This is a genomic window from Thalassospira lucentensis, assembly GCF_001613805.1.
Taxonomy (GTDB): Bacteria; Pseudomonadota; Alphaproteobacteria; order Rhodospirillales; family Thalassospiraceae; genus Thalassospira; species Thalassospira lucentensis_A.
Genome location: NZ_LPVY01000001.1, coordinates 66,380 through 90,026, shown reverse-complemented (window position 1 = coordinate 90,026; position 23,647 = coordinate 66,380). Strand labels below are relative to the sequence as shown.

The window sequence follows — 23,647 nt, the reverse complement described above, 5'->3', positions numbered from 1 at the left end:
CGATTGCCAGGGCGCTTGAAGGTCAGCTGACCTGCACGATCCATATGGATGGCGGGGATGCGGCGGATGCGCGTTCGTTGCTGCCGATCCTGGAACGCAAGGCGGGTCGTATTCTGGCCAATGGTTTCCCGACCGGGGTCGAGGTTTCCGACACCATGGTGCATGGCGGACCATACCCGGCATCGACGAATTTCGGGGCGACATCGGTTGGCACCATGTCGATCCGTCGCTTCCTGCGTCCGGTCTGCTATCAGAACATCCCCACCGATGTCCTGCCGGTGGATCTGGTCTGAGACGTTTCCATGCAAGAAAAAGCAAACCCCGCCGATGGCGGGGTTTCAGACTGCTGACGAACCCCATCATTATTGTCGGGGTTCGTTTTTTTATGGGGCAGTGTCTTTTTAAGGAGAAAGCTTTACTGTCTGCCAGACATGGCGTGTTACCACCTTGGTGTGATTGCGGCTTTGCGTACAGGCATAGCGCGGCGGGCAGGTTTTGCAGACCCTCGGGCTGCTTTTGTATTCCGGTATCTGGATCTGTTGGTGGTGCTGTAATTGAGGATTTACGCGAAGCCGAACCGGGCATCCGATGGGGGCGCGTCGGGTAGGGCTCATCAATTGCCACGCAATAGCGAATAGCCATTTCTGGTGGACGTACCCGTGAGAGTTGTTTCTAGATTTCCGAGCGCGCAGGATGCGTCGTGTCGAATCCTCCTTCCCATTCGGTTTCTTTAAAAAGTTCTTGATTTGTTCTTTTGTTTATGGCATAAGAGAAAAGTCAACGGGAGAAAAGCACCCGGACCGAAACCCGCGAGGCCTTGTGCCTCGCGGGTTTTTTGCGTTTGGGGCCGGATGAAAGAGGTGATCAGGATGCAGCGGCAAAGATACAGACAGGGCGGCGGGGTGATCCGCAGGATATGGGGCGGCGGATGGCGGAGCCATTATGGCGGCATTCTGCCCGAGGGCTAGAACGAGGACTAGGGGACTAACCCGATCATTTGTCATGACGGGAGAGGTGCGTCTTTTTGAGGAGGGAGCTTTAAATTTGCCGGGAGCGGCAACGATGGCAGCAGGGGGCAGCGTTGAGCTGTGGCCCGTCAGGGGTGGACCGGCGGGGCCCATGAGCCCGAAATGTGTCCGGACTTCATCGGTTTCCGGAAATGTCGCCATTGCGGAAGTGATGGGAGCGGGACGTGGGTCCGGAGACCGTCCGTTGGCGAGGATGGCGAACGCCCGAAATGTATCTGGACTTCATCGGTTGCGGGAAGTGCTGTCGTGGCCGGAAGTGACCGGGGCGGGCTGTGAGGCCGAAGGCCGCTGTCTGCGCGGCATTAGCGGGGATGCCGAAGCCCCGGGTCTGTCGGGACTTCCCGGGTTGTGGGAAGTCCGGTTTTGGCGGAGGTGGTTTGCCGTTGGGGCCGTCGTCGGCTGTGGGGCGGGCTGGGGGTCGTGACGTGGCTTTGCGGGGAAATGCCGTTGGTCGAGGTGCCATATCGAAGCGTCGGTTCCGGTTTGCGGCAGCTTTGCAAAGAGCCTGAGTGTCGGGTTATTCGCCCGCCAGTTCAGCGCAACCTGTTTCCAGAAGGGCGATGACATGCGGGGCGAAGGAGCGCCAGAGATCGAGGCGGTAATCCTGATCGCCATCCCGCCAAAGCACCGCGGACACACCGTCAAAAACCGTGCGGCGTGCTTCGCCGGTTGGTAGCTGATCAAGGTCGCGCGGGCATCCGATGGTGATCAGGTCGCTGGCCTTCGGGCCTGTGATATGGACGGTGACCTCGCGGTCGGAAATTTCCGTCAGGCTGTGCGGGGTTTTGGCATAGATCGCGGCACAGGCATCGGTAATCGTTCCTGCCTGACCTTCGGGAGCGATGATCGTCCATTCGTCCGGGCCAAGGCATATGATTTCAATATCCCCTTTGCGCCCGCACTGGCCGATTCTGGCCGGAAGGGTTACGCCAAGCGCCTTTGACAGGGCTTTCTGTTCGGGCGTTGCGGCCCGGAGTGAAAAGCGGGCGACAGGGGGCAGAAGTGCTACACGCACGGCGGAGCTTTCGGCCAGTATCCCGGCTTTGGACAGGTCGATATGTGCAGTCATTGCAGTCATCTCCGCTTGTATGACCTTGGAATTTAAAGTTTGAGACGCGCATTTTCGGGGTCGTAAAAGACCGTGCCGGTGATGGTGGCCCTGATCGTCCGGTCGGGCATCGGGATATAAACCGTTTCGCCGGTCTTGCCGTGGCCGCCTTCGATCAGGGCAAGGGCAATCGGGCGACCTGCCGCGTCGCTGTGATAGGACGATGTCACGTGGCCGACCATCTTCATCGGGATCGGCTGGTTCGGATCAAGGACGATCTGTGCGCCTTCTTCAAGTTTGGACGTGCCATCATCGGTCAGAAGCCCGACCAACTGCTTGCGGCCTTCTGCCGTCAGGTCCGGGCGGTTAAGGGCCCGCATGCCGACAAAGTCGGGCTTGTTTTTGCCAACCGCCCAACCGGCACCCGCGTCATAAGGCGTCACCGTCCCGTCGGTATCCTGACCGACAATGATGAAGCCCTTTTCAGCACGCAGGACATGCATGGTTTCGGTGCCATAGGGGCAGATATCGTATTTCTGACCCGCCGCGAACAGCGTTTCCCAAAGGGCACGGCCATGACGGGCAGGGACATTGACCTCAAAGCCAAGTTCGCCCGTGAAGCTGACGCGGAACAGGCGGGCCGGGAAACCGGCAACCGTGCACTCGGCTATCGACATATGCGGGAAGGCTTCGTCGGAAATATCGAGCCCCTCGACAAACGGGGCCAGAAGATTACGGGCATTCGGACCATTGAGCGCAATGGTCGCCCATTGTTCGGTGGTCGATGTCAGCCAGACTTTCAGATCCGGCCATTCCGTCTGAAGGTAATCTTCCATCATGTTCAGCACACGCGCCGCCCCACCGGTGGTGGTGGTGATGTGGAAACGGTCATCGGTCAGACGGCCAATCACGCCGTCATCGCGGATATAGCCATCATCGCCAAGCAAAAGGCCATAACGGGTGCGACCGGGGGCAAGTTTGGTCCAGGGGTTGGTATACATGCGGTTCATGAATTCGACCGCATCGGGGCCGACCACCTCGATCTTGCCAAGGGTTGATGCGTCAAACATGCCAAGCGATTTGCGCGTTTCGCGGCATTCGCGACGCACGGCGGCGTCCATGTCTTCGCCGTCCTTGGGGAAATACCATGCACGACGCCACAGGCTGACCGGTTCGAATACGGCACCATTTTCTTCGGCCCAGCTATCGATGGGGGTTTTGCGGGTGACTTCGAAATGATCACCTTTGTGATAGCCGACAAACGCCCCGAAGGTCGTCGGGGTATAGGGCGGGCGGAACGTGGTCAGGCCGACTTCGGGCTGTTTCTTGCCAAGCGCATCGGCGGCAATGTTCAGGCCGTTGATGTTTGACATCTTGCCCTGATCGGTTGCCATGCCATTGGTGGTATAGCGTTTGACATGTTCGATCGAGCGCATGCCTTCGCGTACGGCAAGGCGCAAATCCTTGGCCGTCACATCGTTCTGATAATCGACAAAGGCGCGGGCCTTGCCAGCATCAAGATCGGTCGGAAGTTCGGTGTGGCTGGCACCCGAACCGGGGCGATCATCGGCAACCGAAAGCGTTTTGACCGTGGCGGTTTTGCCAAGTGCTTTGGCCGCGGCAGCGCCCATCGCGGCCCCGTCATTAAGGGCGGCTTCGATCCCCCAAAGCCCACGCCCGGCACCGGCGATCTGGCAATCCTCGGTAATGCGGTCGGGCAGGAAGGTCTGGCTTTGGTCATCCCATTTAAGCGTTCCCTTGGTATGGGAAAACAGATGGAGCGACGGGGTCCAGCCCCCGCAGACCAGAAGGCTGTCGCAAGCCAGTGTCTGGGCGGCCAGCACGGTGCCATTTTCAACCTTGTTGATCCGCACCGATTTGATGCGCAGGCGGCCAGACGTGCCGGTTGCGGTATAACCGGCAAAGACCGTTATCCCGCGTGCGGCGGCTTCCTTGACAAGGTCGGCATTCGGGGTCGGGCGGGTGTCGACAATGGCCCCGATCTTCGTTCCGGCAGATGCCAGATCAAAGGCCGCATACCATGCGCTGTCATGGCTGGTGACGACGACGGCATTGTTTCCGACACGCACGCCATAGCGGTTCAGATAGGTTTGCGCCGACCCGGCCAGCATCACGCCCGGACGATCATTGCCATCAAATACCAGCGGCTTTTCAAGCGCACCCTGCGCCAGAATGACCTGTCTGGCGCGGACCCGCCACATGCGTTCCCGCGGGGTGCCGGTGGCCGGTTTTTCGAGATGATCGGTCAGTTTCTGACAAAGGCCGATCATGTTCTGATGGTAATAGCCAATCGCTGTGGTGCGGGTCATGATCCGGACACCAAGGTCGGTCAGGGCATCAAGCTCGGCCTCCAGCCAGTCCCATGCCGGTTTGCCGTCAATTTTTGCCTGTGGTTCGCTTAAAATCGTTCCGCCCGGTTCGGCGTTTTCATCGACCAGTGTGACGCGAAGCCCGGATTCAGCGGCGGCACGTGCGGCGGCAAGGCCGGCAGGACCGGCACCGACAACCAGAATATCGGTATGCAGATAACGCGAAGCGTAATTGTCCGGATCGGGTTCGGTCGGCGATACGCCAAGACCGGCAGCCGCCCGGATGAAGGGTTCGTAAACCTTGTCCCAGAAGGAGCGCGGCCACATGAAGGTCTTGTAATAGAACCCGGCGGAAAACAGCATGTAAAGGCGGTCGTTGATCGCGCCGATATCAAATTTCAGGCTGGGATATTTGTTCTGGCTGTTGGTTTCAAGCCCGTTCCAGATTTCCTGCACGGTTGCGCGCGTGTTGGGTTCAAACTGTCCCTTGCCGCGGCGTGTTCCGATCAGGGCATTCGGTTCTTCCGAGCCCGCCGCAATCGGGCCACGCGGACGATGATATTTGAACGAACGCCCCATCAGGTGAACACCGTTGGCGATCAGGGCAGATGCGACGGTGTCGCCCTCCAGGCCCTGATAGGTGTCACCGTCAAAGGTGAAGGAAACCGGCCGATTGTGAAGGACCCGGCCACGCCCCGGAACACGGAAAGCGGTCATTTCGAAGACTCCTTCTTTGCGGCATCTTCAAGCAAAACGGCAAGGTCAGGGCGCGGTTCGCCCGCCTTGTATGTCGTCAGGAACCGGTCCGAGACGGTGTCTCGCACGGCGTTAAAGAACCGGCCGCAGCCATGGGCATGACGCCAGCGTTCGAAATGCGGTCCCTTGACATTGGTGCGGATGAACAGGAAATCGCGCCATTCATCATCGGTTTTGTCCGCCGGATTTTCCGGACGCGCGATATGGGCTTCGCCGCCATAGGTGAATTCCAGTTCCGGCAGCGTTTCATCGCAATAGGGGCAATGGATGAGAAGCATGTTCGTTCTCCTCAGTGTGCGACGGCGGCTGCGGCCGCTTCGTCAATCAGACGGCCGGTCCGGAAACGGTCCAGCGTGAAGGGGGCGTTGATGTCATGCGGGGTGCCCTTGGCAACCGTCCATGCAAGCGTATGGGCAGCCCCCGGGGTGGCCTTGAACCCGCCCGTGCCCCAACCGCAATTGACGTAAAGGCCGGGTACCGGGGTCATGCCAAGGATCGGGGAGCGATCCGGGGTCACGTCAACAATGCCGCCCCATTTGCGCAGCATCCGCATGCGGTTGAAGATCGGGAAAATCTCGCAGATCGCGGCAACCGTATGTTCGATCAGCGGCAGGCCGCCACGTTGCGAATAACTGGTATATTGATCGGTGCCCGACCCGATCACGAGTTCGCCCTTGTCCGACTGGCTGATATAGGCATGCACGGTGTTGGACATGACGACACAGGGGAAGATCGGCTTGACCGGTTCGGATACCAGTGCCTGAAGCGGATAACTTTCAAGGGGCATGCGCACACCGGCTGTTTCCATAACGACACTGGTGTGACCGGCGGCCGAAACCGCAACCTTTTTGGCACGGATAAAGCCCTTGGCGGTTTCGACACCTTCGACCGCGCCATCCGGCCCGCGGCGGATCGCGGTGACCGGGCAGTTCTGGATAATGTCGACACCGCGTTGTGATGCCCCGCGCGCATAGCCCCACGCAACCGCATCGTGGCGGGCGGTTCCGGCACGCATCTGAAGCGCGGCACCGACGACCGGATAGCGTGCGTTGGGCGAAATATTAAGCGGCGGGCAGAATTCCTTGGCTTCCTGGGGCGTGAGCCAGCGGTTATCGACACCGTTCAGGCGGTTGGAATGGATGTGGCGCTGGAAGGACTGAACGTCGTGAACATTGTGTGCGAGCATCAGAACGCCGCGGCGCGAAAACATGACGTTGTAATTCAGGTCCTGGCTAAGACCTTCCCAGAGATCAACGGCATGGTCATAAAGCCGCGCACTTTCATCATAAAGATAGTTTGACCGGATGATCGTGGTGTTACGCCCGGTATTGCCACCACCCAGCCAGCCCTTGTCGATCACGGCGACATTGGTGATGCCATGTTCCTTGGCCAGATAGTAGGCCGCGCCAAGCCCGTGCCCGCCAGCACCGACAATAACGACGTCATATTCTGCCTTCGGTTGGCTGTCGGGCCATTGCTCCTGCCAGTTCTTTTGTCCTGTAAGAGCATTCTTTAACAGCGACAAAGCAGAAAAATGCGTCATGAGAAGCGGCTCCACCAAGTGTCATGATTTTGCACGATTAGATGTGAATTTGCGACGTCGCGATTGGATATTTGCGTCATATCTGTTGTACATATTCGCCATCCGGGCAGGTAGTGTGCAATGGCGCAGCGACAGGTGGCAAGTTCAGGGGCATGCGCACGGGCCTGTTAATTGTCCTGTTCTCTTGTTTTACAAGTTGCATGCCGCTAGTCTGATGGCTCCCGCCACCAACGGAGAAGCCCCGATGTCACGTTCTGACAAACATATCCTCGTTGTTTCGGCCATCCGGCCGCGTCATATGGAAGAACTTGCTGCGAAATACGAACTGCATCGCTGGGATCAGGCGACGGACAAGGACGCGTTTCTGGCCAATGTGGCAGACAGGATTACGGCCCTTGTTTCGACCGCCGGGGTCGGGGTGCCGACGGAGCTGATTGGGAAACTGCCGAACCTTAGGGTCATTACAAGTTTCGGGGTCGGTTATGATGCGATTGATATCGCGGCCTGTACGGCGCGCGGCATTCGCGTTTCCAATACGCCCGATGTTTTGAATGACGATGTGGCCGATACCGCGATCATGCTGCTGCTGGCGACGCTTCGGCGGCTGGTTGTTGGTGATCATTGGGCGCGCAGCGGACAATGGTCGGAAAAGGGGGCGATGCCGTTAACCACAACGGCGCGGGGCAAGAAACTTGGCATTGTCGGGCTTGGCCGGATCGGGCAGGCGATTGCCGCGCGGGCGGAGCCGATTGGCATGGAAATCGGTTATTTCGGACGATCCAAAAAACCGGTCGATTATCACTATGAGGCCGATCTGATCGGGCTTGCGAACTGGGCGGATGTTTTGATGATTTCCTGCCCCGGCGGGGCGGCGACACAGGGGATCATCAATGCCGACGTTTTGAAGGCACTTGGCCCGCGCGGTTTTGTCATCAATATCGCCCGTGGTTCGGTGATTGATGAACCGGCCCTGATTGCGGCACTTCGGGATGGCGTGATTGCCGGGGCGGGGTTGGATGTGTTCCATAATGAACCGCATATGGACCGTGCCTTTGCCGAGTTTGACAATGTCGTGCTGTATCCCCACAACGCCAGTGGCACGGTTGAAACCCGCGATGCGATGGCGCAGATGGTGGTCGATAATCTGGCACAGTGGTTTGCGGACGGGACGCTGGTGAGCCCGGTTAACTGATTGTATCGGCACCGGACCCGTTTCGCGGTTGGCAGTAGCGCGCATGTGACCAAGGCGCTAGATTGTCCGTCATGAGCAAAACCGACCTTAAAATCCGGCTTAAAATCGAATTGCCCGATGGGGTTCGCCTTGGTTATGGCAAGATCGATCTGCTGCGTGCGATTGATCGTGAACAGTCGATTTCGGCGGCGGCGCGTTCGATGGGCATGTCCTATCGCCGGGCATGGATGCTGCTTGAAGAATTGAACAGAAGCTTTGCCGCCCCGGTTGTTGAAACCCGGATGGGGGGTGCAGGCCGTGGCGGGGCCAGCCTGACCGGGACGGGGATGCGGATCATTGCGATTTACGACGATGCGCAAACCCGTGCGGACGAAGCGTTGGCGGATCAGTTACGCAAGCTTGCCGATGAACTGGCGGGCGATCCGTCCCCGCCGACTGAAGACGGGTCTTAAAGATCGTCGGCGCGCAAATGCCCGTCGACCGTGACCGATTTGATCACCGCGAAGACCCTTTGTCCGATGACAAGTTTCAGGCGTGTTGCCGACCATTGGGTGATGCGGGCATGGATTGTGCGGTTTTCACCGGTATCGTCATGACCCAGCCCCAGCGTGACATCCAGCGTATCGCCGCCATTATCGGCAATATCGCGGATCGTTACCGGCAGGATGTTGTTGGCGCTGATCCCGGTCGGGGCTGTCCGGGCGATCATCACATCCCGTGCACGGATATGCAGGCGCACCGGGCTTCCGGATTTCTTGCCAAGGAAGGGCACGACAAATCGTTGCCCGGCACAGTCAAGGAAGCTTATGACACCCTGCGGATCGCGGCTTTTGACCGTGGCCGGAAGTACGGTTCCCGTATCGAACTGCCCGGCAAGCGGGGCAAGGTCGGTTCGGCCCAGCATGTCAAACACCGATCCGCTGGCAAGCGTTTTGCCGCCTTCCATCACCACCATATGATCGGCCAGACGGGCGACTTCATCAATCGCGTGGCTGACATAAAGGATCGGCAATTGCCGTGCGTCGCGCAGATTTTCCAGATAGGGGATGATCTCGTTCTTGCGGCCCTGATCAAGGGCCGAGAGCGGTTCGTCCAGCAGCAGGATTTCCGGATTGCCCAGCAATGCCCGGCCCAGCGAGACGCGCTGTTTCTCGCCGCCGGAAAGAAGGTTGGGGCGGCGCGATAGCAGATTGCCGATACCGAGCATCGCGATGACATCATCACAGGCGGCTTTGTTCATGGGCCGGTCGCAGCGTTTATGGCCGTAAAACAGATTGGCCGCGACACTCAGATGCGGGAACAGTCTGGCATCCTGAAAGACATAGCCAACCCGGCGTTTGCGCGGTGCCAGATTGATCCGCTTCATGCTGTCAAATACAGCACGGTCATGGATGGTGATCCGCCCCCGATCCGGGCGCAGCAACCCGGAAATCGCATTGATGATGGTGGTTTTACCGCTGCCTGACGGGCCAAAAAGGGCGGTAATGCCGGGCTCGGCAATATCGAACTGCGCATGCAGGTCCAACTTGCCGATCTTGTGGCGGATATCGACGGAAATGCTCATGCGCGGGCCCTTTTGCGAATATGGCGCATGGCAAATTCCGAGAGTACGAGCCCGATCAGGGCAAGTCCGATGGAAATGGCCGCAAGGCGTGCGGCGGCGAGTTCACCGCCCGGTGTCTGGATCGCGGTATAGATCGCAAGCGGCAGGGTGCGTGTTTCACCCGGAACGTTCGACACGAATGTGATGATGGCACCAAATTCGCCAAGGCTTGCGGCAAAGGCGGTAATCGCACCGGCAATGATACCGGGCAGGGCCAGCGGCAATGTCAGGCTGAAAAACCGGTCAACCGGCCCGGCCCCCAGCGTTTCGGCGGCGTGATAAAGACCGGGGTCGATATTTTCCAGTGCCAGCCTGATGGCGCGCACCTGAAACGGGAAGCTGACGATCCCCGCGGCCAGTGCCGCCCCGGTCCAACTGAAAATCAGACGGATATCGAACGTTTCCAGCAGCCATGCACCAAGCGGCGCGCGGGTGCCAAAACTGATCAGCAGCAGATAGCCCATCACAACCGGTGGCAGGATGAGGGGCAGATGCACCAGGGCATCGATTAAAATCCTGCCGGGAAAGCGTGCCTGCGCCAGAAGGGAAGCGGCCAGAATGGCAAAGGGCAGGGCACATATCACCGCCACGCCGGAAATGCGCAGGCTTAGCAGCAGGGCTTCGATCTCGGCTTCGGTGAGTGTGATCATGGTTTGTTATTGTGTCTTCGGGCTGGTTGCCGGGCGATTGAAACCATATTCCGCAAAAATGACGCCTGCGTCATCCCCCAAAAGCCACGCCAGCAATTTTACCGCGGCGGGGTTTGTTTGCCCGGTGGTGATGGCAACCGGATAGGTAATGGCCGGATGACTGTTTTCGGGGAAGGTGGCGATGATTTTAACATCGGTCGCGATGGCGGCATCGGTGGCGTAAACGATGCCAAGCGGTGCCTCGCCGCGTTCTACCAGTGCCAGGGCGGCGCGCACATTGTCAGCCCGCGCCAGCCTTGGTTCGACGGCATCCCACTGACCAAGGTTTTCAAGTGCCTGTCTGGCGTAAATCCCGGCAGGAACATGGTCCGGGTCGCCAACGGCGATGCGGTCCTCGTCACCGATCAGTCTGGTCAGATCGGTTTGGGAATTGATCGTGATCGGGGCAAGGTCGCTGTCGGCTGGTGCAATCAGGACAAGCGCATTGGCCAGAAGGTCATGGCGGCTGTTGGCGGCAATCAGGTCCTGATCGGCAAGCCAGGTCATCCATTTCTGATTGGCTGAAATATAGAGATCAGCCGGGGCGCCTGCGGCGATCTGGCGGGCCAGTGTCGATGAACTGGCAAAGGATAGCTGCAATGTGTCGCCGGTCGCCGTGGCATAGCTTTGGGCTACCTGTGTCATGGCATCGGTGAGGCTGGCGGCGGCAAAGACCGTGATTTCCTCGGCGCGGGCAGCCGTTGCGGCAGCCAGAAACAACAGGGAAGCAAGGCCGGTTCGGATCAGATGGCGCATGGGAAAAACCGTGCTGATGGGGGTGGGAAAGGAGAATAATCCCCGCTATATTTCATGAAATATAGCGGGGCGTCAACCACCTGCACCGTCAGGACGAAACCGGTCGGGATCGCCAAAAAGAAAGGACCGGCAAAGCCGATCCCTGTCTTGAATGGTTGGAATGTCCGGTTCAGTTGCAGACCGATCGCAGCGGATCGTCGTCATTCATGGCGAACCATTCATCAAGGCCGGTCGGGAAACCGTTGGCGTCCAGTTCGGTTTGGGCGGTGATATATCCGCGCCTGTTCGCACCGCACTCCACCAGATGGGTCAGGGCGAGCGTTTCGGCACCCTTTTTAAGCAGCAGGGTGGTGACCCGCTTCTGATCGGGGTTATCCGGATTAACGACAATCTTTTCGCTGTCGATGGCGGTAAAGCGGTTAACCGGTGCCGAAATCAGCGTCCAGGGTGCAAACGGATTTTCGTCGGCAAAAGTCTGCACGATGCTGATCTGTCCCGGCAGGCGTGACGAATAGCGATCAAACCAGCTATATTCGTCCCAGATCATATAGGCAAACATGCCGATTGCCGCGACAAATGGAATGACATATTTCGGTGCCTTTCGCCCCCACAGGCGAAACAGCAGCATGACGACACCGGCACAGGCAAAACCGACCACAACGGTCGTCAGAATAAACACATACATCCGGCGCGAAGTCCCCTGATTTATTGTTATGACTTGATCAGTCTGGCGGGTGTTCCCGTTTCCCCTGATAACGGATTAGCGCAGCACGCGGCGAAGCTCAAGTTCACCTTTCGGATCACGCTTGGCAATCTGTGCCAGAAACAGCCCGGATGCGGCAATCGCATCGGAAAGGGCATTGTGAACGCGATACGGCGGCAGGTTGTGGGTATGGCGCAGTGATTCCAGTTTCAGCGCCCCGGCCTTCATCGGTTGCCCCTGCCGGTGCAGATCACGAAGCGCCAGTACCAGCGTATCGACGGTCGGCATTTGCAGGGATGCGCCAAAGTAACGTTTGCAGGCATGACCAAGAAAGCCCAGTTCAATCGGCGCGTGATGGGCCACCAGAACCCGACCGGCCAGAATCGGCAGGATATGGGCCAGCGCGATTTCGATATCGGGTGCCTGTTCGACATCGGTATCGAAAATGCGATGCACGATCACCGAGCTTTCGCTGAGTTCCTTTTTGGGGCGCACCAGAAGATGCTGGCAGCTTGAAAAATCGACTTCAAGGCGGCGAATGATCACAAGGCCAATCGAAACGATTTCATCCTGTTTCGGATCAAGGCCGGTGGTTTCCAGATCAAGGGCGACAAATTCGACATCGCGGACCGGCGTATCGGGATCGGCAGCCGGGATATCGTAATAGGCGCGAAGCGGCCCGGTTGCCCGACGCTGGACCATCTGGCGGTAAAAGTCGCTATCGATGATTTTCTGACGCAGGCCCATTGTTATGTCCCGCTTTTGCCAAAGGCGCTTTCAAGGGCGGCCTGGAGATTCTTGATCACCGAAAACGCATCTTTCAGATGGGTGCGTTCAAATGCCGACAGGCTTTCGGGATGCAGGAAGTTATCGGGGCGGTCGCCGTCACGAATTTGCCGGACCTGATGTTTCAGGCGCGTGATGCTGATGAATTCGAACGCATCCAGAAGGTCGGACGCCCCCTGTTTGCTGATGGAGGGGAAGGCCATCGCCGCCTCGAGCCGTTCATAGGTATTGACCACGTCAATGCCGTTCGCAAGCGCATGGATGCGCGCGATATCGACAATCGGCACCACGCCGTTATGTTTCATATCCAGCGTGCGATCATGTTCGCCGCCACGGATCATGACAAAGTTTTTAAAGAAGCCAAGCGGCACGTGATGGGTGAGGGCGTTGCCAACCATATAGGCCAGGAAAATGCGGTTGCCCTTTGCCTTGGTGACAATCATCCGATGCAGGTCTTCAAAGATCGCACGTGTCCCATGGATCACCCGCAGGTCGAACCAGACGGAACACAGCATCAGGGCCTTTGGCTCCGGCTGTTCGATCCATTTGTTGAAATATTGCTGCCAGACACGGACCGGCTGACGCCATTCGTCGGTTTTCGCCATCATCTCGCCGGGGCAATAGATGTAGCCGACGGTATCAAGGCCATCACAGACAAAATCGGCCAGTGATTTGAAATAGTCGCCGTGCTGTTCGGGATCATAGGCGTCATCAAGGATCAGGCAGTTATCCTGATCCGAAAGGGCGGTCTGTTCCTGCCGTCCCTGCGATCCACCCGCCATCCAGACATAAGGCACCGGCGGCGGGCCGAATTTTTCCTCGGCCAGTTGCAGCAGGCGTGATGTTGCCGCGTCCGAGAGGGTGGTGACAATATGCCCCGCATTGCGCGATGTCGCCCCGGCTTCGATCAGGTTGCTGAGCAATTCGGGGATTTGCGCAATGACCTTTGCCATGTCTGCCGGTCTGGTCATCTTGCGGATGCGTCCCACCATGTGGACGGCGGAAAGCGATTGGCGCGCCAGCAGGTTGTTGGTGGTAATCACGCCGATTGCCTTGCCATCCTTCATCACCGGAAGGTGACGGACATTGTTGCGCGTCATGGTCAGAAGCGCGTCAAAGGCATAATCGTCCGGCCCGATGCTGATCGGGTTCGGGGTCATGATATTTGTCACCGGTTCGTCAAAGGACCGGGCTTCGGCAACAACGCGGTTGCGCAGGTCGCGGTCGGTCATGATACCGGCGACCTCGTCCCCGTTTTGCGTGATCAGCAGGCAGGAAACCCGTTCGCTGCTCATAAGTTTGCCGGCTTCGAGGATGGAGGCACCGATATCGATGCTGACAAGGTCCCGCGCGATCAGGTCGGATACCCGGATGGACATCAGTTTAAGCTGATCATCGTCACGCTTTTCAAGCAACTGCATGCCGCTGCGAAGGCGGGCACCGCCCATCTGTTCAAAGAAGTAATTGAACTGCGGGTATTTCCCCGCCAGATCATGGAAATCCTTTTCGGGCAGCAGATAGACAAGGCTGTCTTCGAGCATGGTGATGTTGTTGGCGGCCTTGCCATTGCGGAACATCGCGCGTACGCCGAAACATTCACCTTCGCCAAGGCGGGCAAGAAGCTGGCCATCGGGATCGCGTGTTTCGGTTCCGCCCGTCCGGATGATGTGCAGATGCAGGCATTGCTGTTCGGGTGAGAGGACTTTGGTGCCTTTGCGGAAATAGCGCGCGGTAAGGCGCTTTGGCAACGCCTCGATCACGTCGTCTGGCAACAGATCGAACGGGTGATGCTGTTTGAGGAAATCGCTGATTTCTTTTAGTTCCAGACTCATATGACCATTCCTCCCTGTCGTGGTGCATTGTTGCCCGACTTCGAGGCAAAAGAAAAGGCCCCCGGAATAACTTCCGGGGGCCAGCAACAGGTTTCTTGCAAACCAGTCGACCGATTAGTGGTCAACGGCGCCACCGGCTCCTTTCGGAACGCGGATGTCTTCAATCATGTGCTGGATATGTGCCGGCGGTTCCGCCGTAACTTTCGACACGCCGAAAGCAACGAGGAAGTTCAGGATCATACCAACAACACCGATGCCTTCCGGCGAAATGCCGAACAGCCAGTTTGCCGGAACGTTTTCGATCAGCACCGGGATAAAGATGCCCTTGTAGGACATGATATAACCCATGGTGAAGACCAGGCCGACAAGCATCCCGGCAATCGCGCCTTCACGGTTAACCTTCTTGGAGAAGATCCCCATGATGATAACCGGGAACAGCGATGCGGCAGCCAGACCGAAGGCAAAGGCCACCACCTGCGCCACGAAGCCGGGCGGATTGTATCCCAGATAACCGGCAATCAGGATCGCAACGGCTGCTGCGATACGACCGGCCATCAGTTCCTGTCCTTCTGTCATATCCGGCGTCAATGTGCCTTTCAGAAGGTCATGCGAGATACCCGACGAAATCACAAGCAACAGACCGGCTGCCGTTGACAGTGCGGCGGCAATACCACCGGCAGCGACAAGGGCAATCACCCAGTTCGGAAGCTGTGCGATTTCAGGGTTGGCCAGAACCATGATGTCGTTGTCAACTTTAAGTTCGTTACCGGCCCAGCCATATTCGGCGGCTTTGGCGGCAAAGTCCTTGTTGGCATCGTTATAGTACTGGATACGGCCATCGCCGTTTTTGTCTTCGAATTTCAGAAGGCCGGTGGCTTCCCAACGGCTCATCCAGTCCGGACGATCTTCGACTTTAAGGTTGCCTTCCGGATCGCCAACGGCGCCGATCTGGACGGTTTCGGTCAGGTTCAGGCGAGCCATTGCGCCAACTGCCGGGGCAGTGGTGTAAAGGATCGCGATGAAGACCAGTGCCCAACCGGCCGAAGAACGCGCATCGCGGACCTTCGGAACCGTGAAGAAGCGGACGATAACGTGCGGCAGACCTGCCGTACCGACCATCAGCGCAAGCGTGATGCAGAAGATGTCGATCGTCGATTTGCTGGTGGTGGTATATTCAAGGAAGCCCAGTTCGGTCACGATCTGGTTCAGACGGTCGAGCATGTAATCGCCCGTGCCGTTAACCGTGGAGCCGAATGCCAGCTGCGGCAGCGGATTGCCGGTAAGCTGGAAGGCGATGAAGATTGCCGGAATGGTATAGGCAATGATCAGCACGCAATACTGTGCCACCTGGGTGTAGGTGATGCCCTTCATGCCGCCAAGAACGGCATAGATGAAGACGATGCCCATGCCGACGATCAGGCCGGTCAGGATTTCGACTTCGAGGAAGCGCGAGAACACGATACCAACACCGCGCATCTGGCCTGCAACATAGGTGAACGAGATGAAGATCAGGCAGATAACGGCAACGATACGCGCTGCTTTGGAATAGTAACGGTCGCCGATGAATTCCGGCACGGTGAATTTGCCGTACTTACGCAGGTAAGGTGCCAGAAGCATTGCCAGCAGGCAGTAGCCGCCGGTCCAGCCCATCAGGTAAACCGAGCCGCCATAGCCAAGGAAGGCGATCAGGCCGGCCATTGAAATGAAGGATGCAGCAGACATCCAGTCTGCGGCGGTCGCCATACCGTTGACGACCGGGTTAACGCCCTTGCCAGCGACATAAAACTCGCCGGTGGTGCTTGCCTTGGCCCAGATCGCGATGCCGATATACAGCGCGAAACTCAGACCGACGACAATATAGGTAAGGGTAGTAAGATCCATTTGTCTGTCTCCCCGGATCCGGAACTTTGTTGACGTCAGTCGTCTTCGTGAACGTCGAATTCACGGTCCAGTTTGTTCATCTTGCTCACGTAGACGAAAATCAACGCGACAAAGACGTAAATGGACCCTTGCTGGGCAAACCAGAATCCGAGCTCAAAGCCCGCAATCTTGATGCTGTTCATCGCATCGACAAACAAGATGCCGAAACCGTAGGAAACGACAAACCAGATGATCAGCAAAGTGGTCACCAGTTTTACGTTTCGCTTCCAGTAGGCTGCGCTTTGCTCATCCATAGCGCGTCTCCTTCCTAGAAAATGAAAACTTCCCTGCCGACCGGTTATTGAGTTCTTTTTTGTCCCGGTCCGCCTGCTTTTGATGCAGTGGTGGCGTCTGCACACACCATTGCCAACAAATTCGATAACAGTTTTCAGAATGCGCCAGAAGCTAATCATTAGTCGTATATATTAGGGCTCCTGCGTTCCCCAACCTGCTGGAAACACTGAAAAAACCCACAAAATCCGCCATTTTTTCGACATTGTTCGGCGCTGCACAATGGCATGCTGTTTTTAATCGAAATACGCGCATATTTGTTTGATTCTGCATTATTAACGGTTGATTTTGCCCCGAACGGGGTGTTTTGCGACGCGTTTTGGCCCGCGTCGTTTCCACCCGCACACATTCAAAGCGCATCACAGTGATTGCCGTTGTTTGTCATTGTTTGTAAGGGGCCGGTCGGTTACAAACGGGCAAAGCTTTCTGGATGGTCGCAATGCGATGATCCGCATGTCCCGGCATGGTCCGGGATTTCTCACATTTTGGATGGGGAATTTAATGGCATCCTACCAGTATATTTACGTCATGAAGGACCTGACCAAGATCCTTCCGGGTGGTCGTGAACTTTTCAAAGGCATCACGCTGTCCTTCCTGCCGGGTGTGAAGATCGGTGTTCTCGGGAACAACGGTGCCGGTAAATCGACCCTGCTTAAAATCATGGCGGGTATCGAAAAGGATTTTTCGGGTGAAGCCTGGCCTGCCGAGGGTGTCCGTGTTGGTTACCTTGAACAGGAACCGCAACTGAACCCGGCAAAGGACGTTCTGGGTAACGTCATGGAAGGCTGTGGTCAGATTGTTGACGATCTGGCGCGCTTTAACGAAATCAGCATGGCGTTTGGCGAGCCGATGACCGACGACGAGATGAACAATCTCCTCGCCGAGCAGGGCGAATTGCAGGAACGCATTGATGCGGCCAATGGCTGGGATCTTGAGCGGACGCTTGACATCGCCATGGACGCGCTGCGCTGCCCGCCCAAGGATTCCGACGTAAGCAAGCTTTCGGGCGGTGAGCGCCGCCGCGTTGCGCTTTGCCGTCTGTTGCTGGCAAAGCCTGACATCCTGCTGCTTGACGAACCGACCAACCATCTGGATGCGGAATCGGTTGCGTGGCTGGAACGTCACCTTGAAGATTATCAGGGCACTGTCATTCTGGTCACCCACGATCGTTACTTCCTCGATAACGTTACCGGCTGGATCCTTGAACTCGACCGTGGTCAGGGCATTCCGTATGAAGGCAACTATTCATCCTGGCTGGAACAGAAACAGAAGCGTCTGGATCAGGAAGCCCGTCAGGAAGGCAGCCGTCAGAAGCAGCTTGCATCCGAACTTGACTGGATCCGTCAGAACCCGAAAGGCCGTCAGGCGAAATCCAAGGCCCGTGTCCGTGCCTATGACGATCTCGTTGCCGAAGCCGCCAAGGCGGTTCCGGATTCAACCAAGATTGTTATTCCGATTGCCGAACGCCTTGGTAACGAGGTGATCACGGCCGAAGGTCTGACCAAGGCATTTGGTGACAAGCTTCTGTTTGATGATCTGCATTTCCGTCTGCCGCCAGGTGGCATCGTTGGTGTGATCGGTCCGAACGGTGCGGGTAAAACCACTTTGTTCAAGATGCTGACTGGCAGTGATAAACCGGATGCCGGTACGCTCAAGATCGGTGAAACCGTCAAGATGGGCTATGTCGATCAGTCGCGTGACTCGCTTGATCCGAACAAAACCGTCTGGCAGGAAGTTTCCGACGGGCTGGATGAAATTCTTCTGGGCAAACGCCCGATGAGCTCGCGTGCCTATGTATCGCAGTTCGCGTTCAAAGGGGCCGATCAGCAGAAGAAAGTCGGGCAGCTTTCAGGTGGTGAACGTAACCGCGTTCACCTTGCCAAGATGCTGAAATCGGGCGCGAACGTTCTGCTGCTTGACGAACCGACCAACGATCTTGATGTCGATACGCTGCGTGCGCTTGAAGAAGGTCTGCTGGAATTTGCCGGTTGTGCCGTGGTTATCTCGCACGATCGTTTCTTCCTTGACCGTATCGCGACCCACATCCTGGCCTATGAGGGCAATTCGCATGTCGAATGGTTCGAAGGCAACTATCAGGAATACGAAGCGGATTACAAACGTCGTTATGGCGACGCGGCGGATCGTCCGCATCGCATCAAATACAAGCCGCTGACCCGCGGTTAATGACAAAGGCCGCCCATCGGGCGGCCTTTTCTTTTGCGGGCATCTTGGGTTGGCATTCGGGCGCAAGCATGAAAAAAGCCACCGGCAAGTTACCGGTGGCTTTTTGATTTCTGTTCCGGTTGCGACGGAATTATTTTCCGACTTTCACCCGCAGGTTTTCCGTCAGGGCGGAAACCTCGCCACCATTTTTCTGGATGACAGCGGTAAATTCGTCGCGCTGGGTGATGCCCATGCTGAGGCCTTCGACGGTCACATCAATGATTTTATATTCATCACCGAATTCGCGCAGACGCCAGACGATCGACACCGGCGGGCCGTCCGGACGGACGAACTGCGAGTTGACGAAGGTATCCTTGTTCTGCTGTTTCTCGTCGCCGACAACGAACTGCTCGCCATTGAAATCCTTGAACTGGCTGGCATAGTTAAGGGCCAGATAGTCCTGCAGGAGATCGGCGAACTCGTTGAGTTCTTCCTCGGAGATGGAGCGCCAGTAGCGCCCGAGGACAAACCGGGAAATCACATCCATTGCGAAGTAACGATCCATCAGCGCGACAAAGTTCTGCCGGCGGGTGTCGTTGCTTAGCGATTGATCGGTCAGGCCGACAATTGCCTCGCTCGCAAGGGTTTTGATGACGTCGGTTGCACTGCGGCTGGCTGCGACCTCGACCGTATGGGACGATGCGGAAGTCGCGTTACCTGCAAATGCAGGACCGGCCACAAGGCCGGTCACACTGACGATTGCTGCCGCCAAAGCGGGAATCGCAATTCTGCTTTTCATGTTCGACCGAACCATTAATTTGCTGCTGCTTCAAACGCGTCATCAAAGTCGGCAGAAGCGCTTTCGTCTTCGAATTCCGGTGCAGAAGGTTCTGCGCCGTTGCGAATGGCGGCGTTACGTTGCTGACGATAGAGGCTACGCAAAGCAGCATAATAGTCAATCGAGGTTTGTTGCAATTCGTTAAGCTGGTTGAGCGTGCTGTAGCGCGCATTGAGTGCGGTCAGAGCCAGCGAACCGAGATAGAGCGTATCAAGGGTTTCGCTGTTCCGGCTGCCCCAGGTCAGCGGATTGCTTACATAATCGACCGCAATACCGGCGGTATCGCGCAGGTTCGACGGACCAAGCAGCGGCAGGACGATGTAAGGACCGCCACCGATGCCGTAATGGCCAAGAGTCTGGCCGAAATCTTCGGAATGATAGGCGATGCCGAAATCGGCAGCCACATCATTGAAACCAAGGAAGCCGATCGTGGTGTTCATGATGAAGCGCTGAACCGAGTCAGCGGCCTGATCAGGGTCACCCTGAAGCAGCGAGTTCAGCGCATTGACCGGTTCACCGATATTGCGCACAAAGCTGCGGACGGCGGTTTTGACCGGTTGGGGCGCGATGTCGCGATACCACATGGCGGCGGGGTAAAGGACCATAAAATCAACGGCACCATTAACCCCGTGAACGACCCGGTTTACCGGTTCGAGGGGGTCATAGTCACTTGTGTCCTGTGCCGGCTGGGTGGACGCGCATGCTGTCAGCATGGACAGAGATGCACCAGCGCACAGCGAAAGCAAAGTTCGAAGTTTCATTATTTTTGCCAAACGATTTCGATACAAACTTTCCCCGACCCCGAGACGCCCTTGAAATCGGGACTTCAAGAACATTACCCAACCTGCTGCCCGCGAAGAAAACAGGAATGTGCGATGCACACGTCTCAGATATCCATGTGGTTAGCATAGGGAAGTTTTAAACGCCAGCACACAAAATTATGAGCCTGATCAATGGGATTTGGCATGTTGCCTTTTTGCCATACTCCTTTTGAGTGGGTAAATAGGTCTTGATTAAATATAAACATATCTTTATGTCTTTGGTCAGATCAATGGAGGCGCTGAAATGGAACAGGTTCTTGCAAGATTGCGCGCGGCGGCAGAAGCGACACGGCTTCGCCTGTTGGCGATCTGTGCCGAATGCGAACTGACCGTCAGCGAGATCACCCAGATCATCGGGCAGAGCCAGCCGCGTGTGTCGCGCCATCTTAAACTGCTGTGCGAAGCCGGGTTGCTTGTCCGATTCCGTGAAGGCACCTGGGTATTTTATCGCACCCCCAATAGCGGCCCCGGTGCGGAACTGGTTCAGCCGGTTCTTGCCCTTCTGCCCGAAAGTGACGAGATACTGGCCCTGGATCGTGCCCGGCTGGAGCAGGTCAAGGCGCAGCGCGAACAGATTGCCCGCGAATATTTCCGGGCCAATGCCGATGACTGGGATCGCATCCGGTCGCTTCATATTGATGAAACGGTCGTCGAGCAGGCCCTGATTGATGCCATCGGCGATCTTTCCGGGGGCCGGATTCTTGATATCGGGACCGGTACGGGCCGGATTCTGGAACTTCTGGGCAAAACGGCCGAAGAAGGTGTCGGTGTTGATATGTCGCGCGAGATGCTGGCGGTCGCACGCGCACGTTTGCAGCGTGCCGATCTGTCGAACTGTCTGGTACGGCAGGCCGATATGTATCAACTGCCTTATCCCGCAGGGATGTTTGACGTTGTGACCCTGCATCAGGTGCTGCATTACGCCGAACGCCCCGAAGCCGCCATTGCCGAAGCCGCCCGTGTGCTGGCGCCGAATGGCAGGCTGGTGGTGGTTGATTTCGCAACCCATGACCGTGAGGAACTGCGCGAGGAGCACGCGCACCGTCGGCTTGGTTTTGAAGACGGGGCGATCAATACGTGGTTTCGCGCATGTGAACTTTCGCCCGGTGATGTCATAAGCCTGCCCGGCAAACCCTTGACGGTGCGGATCTGGTCCGCACATGCATCGGAGCAGGGGCAGAAGGCATTGCAGGCAAATAACAATAACGAGGCCGCCGAGTAATTAGTCGGGTAGGCTTATCGCCAACAATAATAACGCATAACGACCCGTTCCACCGGAACGACAAGACAGGATTAAAAGAATGACGGTTAAAAACGACATCGCACCACAGGGCACTTCGCATGGCGATTTGCGGGTTTCATTCGAATTCTTTCCGCCGAAAACGGAAAAGATGGAAGAAACCATGTGGCGTTCGATCCACCGTCTGGCGCCGCTGAACCCGTCTTTTGTTTCGGTAACCTACGGGGCAGGCGGATCAACCCGCGACCGCACGCATAGCAGTGTCACCCGCATTCAGGGCGAAACCGGCATTCCGGCGGCAGCCCACCTGACCTGTGTTGGCCATACCAAGGAAGAAATCGAAGGTATTGCGCGCAATTACTGGGATGAAGGTATCCGGTCAATTGTTGCCCTGCGCGGTGATCTGCCCGATGCGGGCGATAAATATGTCCCGACGCCGGGTGGTTATCCTTATGCGGTTGATCTGGTCGAAGGGCTTAAGCGGATTGCGGATTTCGATATTTCGGTTTCGGCCTATCCGGAAACCCACCCGGATGCCCCCAATACCGATTTCGAAATCGAATATCTGAAACACAAGATCGATGCCGGTGCGAACCGTGCGATCACGCAGTTCTTCTTTGATAACGAGGTTTTTCTTCGGTTCCGCGACAAATGTGCTGCTGCCGGGATCACCGCACCGATTGTGCCGGGTATCCTGCCGGTGACCAATTTCGGGTCGCTTTTGAAATTTGCCGATATGTGCGGGGCATCGGTGCCCAAACGCCTGCATTGGCGGTTTGAAGACCTTGACGAAGATCCCGACACGCGTCGCATGGTCGCCTTTCACGAAGCCATTTCGCAGGTCGAGGGCCTGATGGCCGAGGGTGTTACCGATTTCCATTTCTACACGCTAAATCGTGCCGAACTGACATATGCCATCTGTCATGCGCTGGGTATTCGCGGTGTTGCACAGGCCGCTGCCTGAACTGACCCGCCCAAACAGCCTGCATGATCAAAACGACTGGATGACGATGATGAATGACCGCAAGGAACGCATTGCCCTGCTGCGTAAACGGGCCGAAAACAAAATCCTGATCCTTGATGGTGCGATGGGCACCATGATCCAGAAGCACAAGCTGAGCGAGGAAGATTATCGCGGCGAACGCTTTGCCGACTGGAAACAGGATCTGAAGGGCAACAACGATCTGCTGTCCCTGACCCGGCCTGACATCATCAAGGATATCCATCTGCAATATATTGCCGCGGGTGCGGACCTTCAGGGGACCAATACCTTTAGTGCGACGACAATTGCGCAGGCCGATTACGGCATGGAAAGCCTTGCCTACGAGATCAATTACGAAAGTGCGAAAATCGCGCGCGCGGCCTGTGATGAATGGGAAGCCGCCCATCCCGGCGATGTGCGCTTTGTCAATGGTGCCATCGGCCCGACCAACCGCACCGCATCGATTTCGCCCGATGTGAACAATCCGGGTTTCCGCGGTGTTAACTTCGATCAGCTACGCGAAGCTTATAAGGAAGCCGTCAATGGCCTTCTGGATGGCGGAGCGGATGCGCTTCTGGTGGAAACCATTTTCGATACGCTCAATGCCAAGGCGGCCCTGTTTGCCATCGACGAGGTGCTTGAAGAACGCGGTGAAGATGTGCCGGTTCTGATTTCGGGCACCATCACCGATGCGTCGGGCCGGACGCTTTCGGGACAGACCACCGAGGCGTTTTACAATTCGGTCCGTCATGCCAAGCCGTTCTCGATCGGGCTGAACTGCGCATTGGGGGCGGCACAGTTGCGCCCCTATGTTCAGGAACTGTCGCGCATTGCCGAATGCCGTGTATCGGTTTATCCCAATGCGGGCCTGCCCAACGAATTTGGCGAATATGACCAGTCGGATGCCGAAATGGCGGCTTTGGTCAAGGAATGGGCCGAAACCGGTATGGTCAATCTGCTGGGCGGGTGCTGTGGCACGACGCCACCCCATATCAAGGCGATTGCCGATGCCGTGGCAAATGCCAATCCGCGCAAACTGCCCGTGATCGAACCGAAAATGCGCCTTTCGGGCCTTGAGCCGTTCAACGCCGCCTGATGCCGGGAAGCTGAAAAAAGAGATCGAACA

At 57.1% G+C, this 23,647-nt stretch carries 20 protein-coding genes and 2 pseudogenes; 7 read left to right on the top strand and 15 right to left on the bottom strand.

Features of this window, described 5'->3' with window-relative positions; all coding sequences use genetic code 11:
• A pseudogene (locus AUP42_RS21475) lies at positions 1 to 293 on the top strand (aldehyde dehydrogenase (NADP(+))); the annotation flags it as partial.
• 129 nt (positions 294 to 422) lie between these two features.
• Here AUP42_RS21475 and AUP42_RS21820 read toward each other — a convergent pair.
• The 5 genes and pseudogenes from AUP42_RS21820 to AUP42_RS00370 all read right to left on the bottom strand — a co-directional run.
• Positions 423 to 559 (bottom strand): annotated as a pseudogene (locus AUP42_RS21820) (IS5/IS1182 family transposase); the annotation flags it as partial.
• 986 nt (positions 560 to 1,545) lie between these two features.
• Positions 1,546 to 2,097 carry a sarcosine oxidase subunit gamma gene (locus AUP42_RS00385; protein ID WP_062947821.1) on the bottom strand — a complete coding sequence of 184 codons (552 nt, stop codon included), beginning with the start codon at positions 2,095 to 2,097 and terminating at the stop codon, positions 1,546 to 1,548.
• 32 nt (positions 2,098 to 2,129) lie between these two features.
• Complete coding sequence (locus AUP42_RS00380) at positions 2,130 to 5,123, bottom strand: sarcosine oxidase subunit alpha (RefSeq protein WP_062947819.1); 2,994 nt, start codon at positions 5,121 to 5,123, stop codon at positions 2,130 to 2,132.
• Positions 5,120 to 5,440 carry a sarcosine oxidase subunit delta gene (locus tag AUP42_RS00375; protein ID WP_062947817.1) on the bottom strand — a complete coding sequence of 107 codons (321 nt, stop codon included), beginning with the start codon at positions 5,438 to 5,440 and terminating at the stop codon, positions 5,120 to 5,122. The genes AUP42_RS00380 and AUP42_RS00375 overlap by 4 nt, the downstream gene beginning before the upstream one ends.
• A gap of 11 nt (positions 5,441 to 5,451) precedes the next feature.
• Positions 5,452 to 6,705 (bottom strand): sarcosine oxidase subunit beta family protein, encoded by a 1,254-nt coding sequence (locus AUP42_RS00370; RefSeq protein WP_062947815.1) that lies wholly within the window; start codon positions 6,703 to 6,705, stop codon positions 5,452 to 5,454.
• A 244-nt stretch (positions 6,706 to 6,949) separates the two neighbouring features.
• On the opposite strand from AUP42_RS00370, the gene AUP42_RS00365 reads away from it, so the two are divergent.
• Positions 6,950 to 7,897 carry a 2-hydroxyacid dehydrogenase gene (locus tag AUP42_RS00365; protein WP_062947813.1) on the top strand — a complete coding sequence of 316 codons (948 nt, stop codon included), beginning with the start codon at positions 6,950 to 6,952 and terminating at the stop codon, positions 7,895 to 7,897.
• Positions 7,898 to 7,968: 71 nt separating this feature from the next.
• The gene (locus AUP42_RS00360) at positions 7,969 to 8,349 is read left to right on the top strand and encodes a winged helix-turn-helix domain-containing protein (RefSeq protein ID WP_062947811.1); all 381 of its coding nucleotides are present in this window, start codon (positions 7,969 to 7,971) and stop codon (positions 8,347 to 8,349) included.
• Here AUP42_RS00360 and modC read toward each other — a convergent pair.
• The 8 genes from modC to AUP42_RS00320 form a co-directional block, all read right to left on the bottom strand.
• On the bottom strand, positions 8,346 to 9,461 hold the full coding sequence (modC, locus tag AUP42_RS00355) for a molybdenum ABC transporter ATP-binding protein (protein WP_062947809.1): 1,116 nt from the start codon (positions 9,459 to 9,461) through the stop codon (positions 8,346 to 8,348). The two genes, AUP42_RS00360 and modC, sit on opposite strands and share 4 nt — an antisense overlap.
• Positions 9,458 to 10,150, bottom strand: a complete 693-nt coding sequence (modB, locus tag AUP42_RS00350; RefSeq protein ID WP_082824615.1) for a molybdate ABC transporter permease subunit — start codon at positions 10,148 to 10,150, stop codon at positions 9,458 to 9,460. Before modB ends, modC begins: the two co-directional genes overlap by 4 nt.
• 6 nt (positions 10,151 to 10,156) lie before the next feature.
• The gene (gene modA / locus AUP42_RS00345) at positions 10,157 to 10,945 is read right to left on the bottom strand and encodes a molybdate ABC transporter substrate-binding protein (RefSeq protein ID WP_062947808.1); all 789 of its coding nucleotides are present in this window, start codon (positions 10,943 to 10,945) and stop codon (positions 10,157 to 10,159) included.
• A 169-nt stretch (positions 10,946 to 11,114) separates the two neighbouring features.
• Positions 11,115 to 11,630 carry a hypothetical protein gene (locus AUP42_RS00340; RefSeq protein ID WP_062947806.1) on the bottom strand — a complete coding sequence of 172 codons (516 nt, stop codon included), beginning with the start codon at positions 11,628 to 11,630 and terminating at the stop codon, positions 11,115 to 11,117.
• A 75-nt stretch (positions 11,631 to 11,705) separates the two neighbouring features.
• Positions 11,706 to 12,395: an exonuclease domain-containing protein gene (locus AUP42_RS00335; RefSeq protein ID WP_062947804.1), complete on the bottom strand. Its 690-nt coding sequence runs from the start codon at positions 12,393 to 12,395 to the stop codon at positions 11,706 to 11,708.
• A gap of 2 nt (positions 12,396 to 12,397) precedes the next feature.
• Entirely contained in the window at positions 12,398 to 14,266 is a 1,869-nt protein-coding gene (locus AUP42_RS00330) for a DUF294 nucleotidyltransferase-like domain-containing protein (protein WP_062947802.1), read from the bottom strand.
• 114 nt (positions 14,267 to 14,380) lie between these two features.
• The gene (locus AUP42_RS00325; protein ID WP_062947800.1) at positions 14,381 to 16,147 is read right to left on the bottom strand and encodes a sodium:solute symporter family protein; all 1,767 of its coding nucleotides are present in this window, start codon (positions 16,145 to 16,147) and stop codon (positions 14,381 to 14,383) included.
• 35 nt (positions 16,148 to 16,182) lie between these two features.
• A complete protein-coding gene (locus tag AUP42_RS00320; RefSeq protein WP_062947798.1) occupies positions 16,183 to 16,440 on the bottom strand; it encodes a DUF4212 domain-containing protein in 258 nt (85 codons plus the stop codon).
• Positions 16,441 to 16,978: 538 nt separating this feature from the next.
• Between AUP42_RS00320 and ettA the strand changes: the two genes are divergently transcribed.
• Entirely contained in the window at positions 16,979 to 18,661 is a 1,683-nt protein-coding gene (gene ettA, locus AUP42_RS00315) for an energy-dependent translational throttle protein EttA (RefSeq protein ID WP_062947796.1), read from the top strand.
• Positions 18,662 to 18,791: 130 nt separating this feature from the next.
• On the opposite strand, the gene AUP42_RS00310 is transcribed toward ettA, so the two are convergent.
• Entirely contained in the window at positions 18,792 to 19,439 is a 648-nt protein-coding gene (locus tag AUP42_RS00310) for an MlaC/ttg2D family ABC transporter substrate-binding protein (protein ID WP_231858109.1), read from the bottom strand.
• Between the two features lie 14 nt (positions 19,440 to 19,453).
• Positions 19,454 to 20,239: a VacJ family lipoprotein gene (locus AUP42_RS00305; protein ID WP_231858108.1), complete on the bottom strand. Its 786-nt coding sequence runs from the start codon at positions 20,237 to 20,239 to the stop codon at positions 19,454 to 19,456.
• A gap of 304 nt (positions 20,240 to 20,543) precedes the next feature.
• On the opposite strand from AUP42_RS00305, the gene AUP42_RS00300 reads away from it, so the two are divergent.
• From AUP42_RS00300 to AUP42_RS00290, 3 genes are all read left to right on the top strand, one after another.
• Positions 20,544 to 21,521 (top strand): ArsR/SmtB family transcription factor, encoded by a 978-nt coding sequence (locus AUP42_RS00300; protein ID WP_062947792.1) that lies wholly within the window; start codon positions 20,544 to 20,546, stop codon positions 21,519 to 21,521.
• 79 nt (positions 21,522 to 21,600) lie between these two features.
• On the top strand, positions 21,601 to 22,503 hold the full coding sequence (gene metF / locus AUP42_RS00295; protein ID WP_062947790.1) for a methylenetetrahydrofolate reductase: 903 nt from the start codon (positions 21,601 to 21,603) through the stop codon (positions 22,501 to 22,503).
• On the top strand, positions 22,451 to 23,617 hold the full coding sequence (locus AUP42_RS00290; RefSeq protein WP_231858107.1) for a homocysteine S-methyltransferase family protein: 1,167 nt from the start codon (positions 22,451 to 22,453) through the stop codon (positions 23,615 to 23,617). The genes metF and AUP42_RS00290 overlap by 53 nt, the downstream gene beginning before the upstream one ends.
• Positions 23,618 to 23,647 lie beyond the last annotated feature (30 nt).

Coding starts and splice junctions, on each gene's coding strand:
- AUP42_RS00290 (WP_231858107.1), top strand. CDS start 22,451: ATGCCATCTGTCATGCGCTGGGTATTCGCGGTGTTGCACAGGCCGCTG.
- AUP42_RS00320 (WP_062947798.1), bottom strand. CDS start 16,440: ATGGATGAGCAAAGCGCAGCCTACTGGAAGCGAAACGTAAAACTGGTG.
- modA (WP_062947808.1), bottom strand. CDS start 10,945: ATGCGCCATCTGATCCGAACCGGCCTTGCTTCCCTGTTGTTTCTGGCT.
- AUP42_RS00380 (WP_062947819.1), bottom strand. CDS start 5,123: ATGACCGCTTTCCGTGTTCCGGGGCGTGGCCGGGTCCTTCACAATCGG.
- AUP42_RS00300 (WP_062947792.1), top strand. CDS start 20,544: ATGGAACAGGTTCTTGCAAGATTGCGCGCGGCGGCAGAAGCGACACGG.
- AUP42_RS00340 (WP_062947806.1), bottom strand. CDS start 11,630: ATGTATGTGTTTATTCTGACGACCGTTGTGGTCGGTTTTGCCTGTGCC.
- AUP42_RS00305 (WP_231858108.1), bottom strand. CDS start 20,239: ATGAAACTTCGAACTTTGCTTTCGCTGTGCGCTGGTGCATCTCTGTCC.
- ettA (WP_062947796.1), top strand. CDS start 16,979: ATGGCATCCTACCAGTATATTTACGTCATGAAGGACCTGACCAAGATC.
- AUP42_RS00385 (WP_062947821.1), bottom strand. CDS start 2,097: ATGACTGCACATATCGACCTGTCCAAAGCCGGGATACTGGCCGAAAGC.
- AUP42_RS00335 (WP_062947804.1), bottom strand. CDS start 12,395: ATGGGCCTGCGTCAGAAAATCATCGATAGCGACTTTTACCGCCAGATG.
- AUP42_RS00370 (WP_062947815.1), bottom strand. CDS start 6,705: ATGACGCATTTTTCTGCTTTGTCGCTGTTAAAGAATGCTCTTACAGGA.
- AUP42_RS00325 (WP_062947800.1), bottom strand. CDS start 16,147: ATGGATCTTACTACCCTTACCTATATTGTCGTCGGTCTGAGTTTCGCG.
- metF (WP_062947790.1), top strand. CDS start 21,601: ATGACGGTTAAAAACGACATCGCACCACAGGGCACTTCGCATGGCGAT.
- modC (WP_062947809.1), bottom strand. CDS start 9,461: ATGAGCATTTCCGTCGATATCCGCCACAAGATCGGCAAGTTGGACCTG.
- AUP42_RS00375 (WP_062947817.1), bottom strand. CDS start 5,440: ATGCTTCTCATCCATTGCCCCTATTGCGATGAAACGCTGCCGGAACTG.
- AUP42_RS00330 (WP_062947802.1), bottom strand. CDS start 14,266: ATGAGTCTGGAACTAAAAGAAATCAGCGATTTCCTCAAACAGCATCAC.
- AUP42_RS00310 (WP_231858109.1), bottom strand. CDS start 19,439: ATGAAAAGCAGAATTGCGATTCCCGCTTTGGCGGCAGCAATCGTCAGT.
- modB (WP_082824615.1), bottom strand. CDS start 10,150: ATGATCACACTCACCGAAGCCGAGATCGAAGCCCTGCTGCTAAGCCTG.
- AUP42_RS00360 (WP_062947811.1), top strand. CDS start 7,969: ATGAGCAAAACCGACCTTAAAATCCGGCTTAAAATCGAATTGCCCGAT.
- AUP42_RS00365 (WP_062947813.1), top strand. CDS start 6,950: ATGTCACGTTCTGACAAACATATCCTCGTTGTTTCGGCCATCCGGCCG.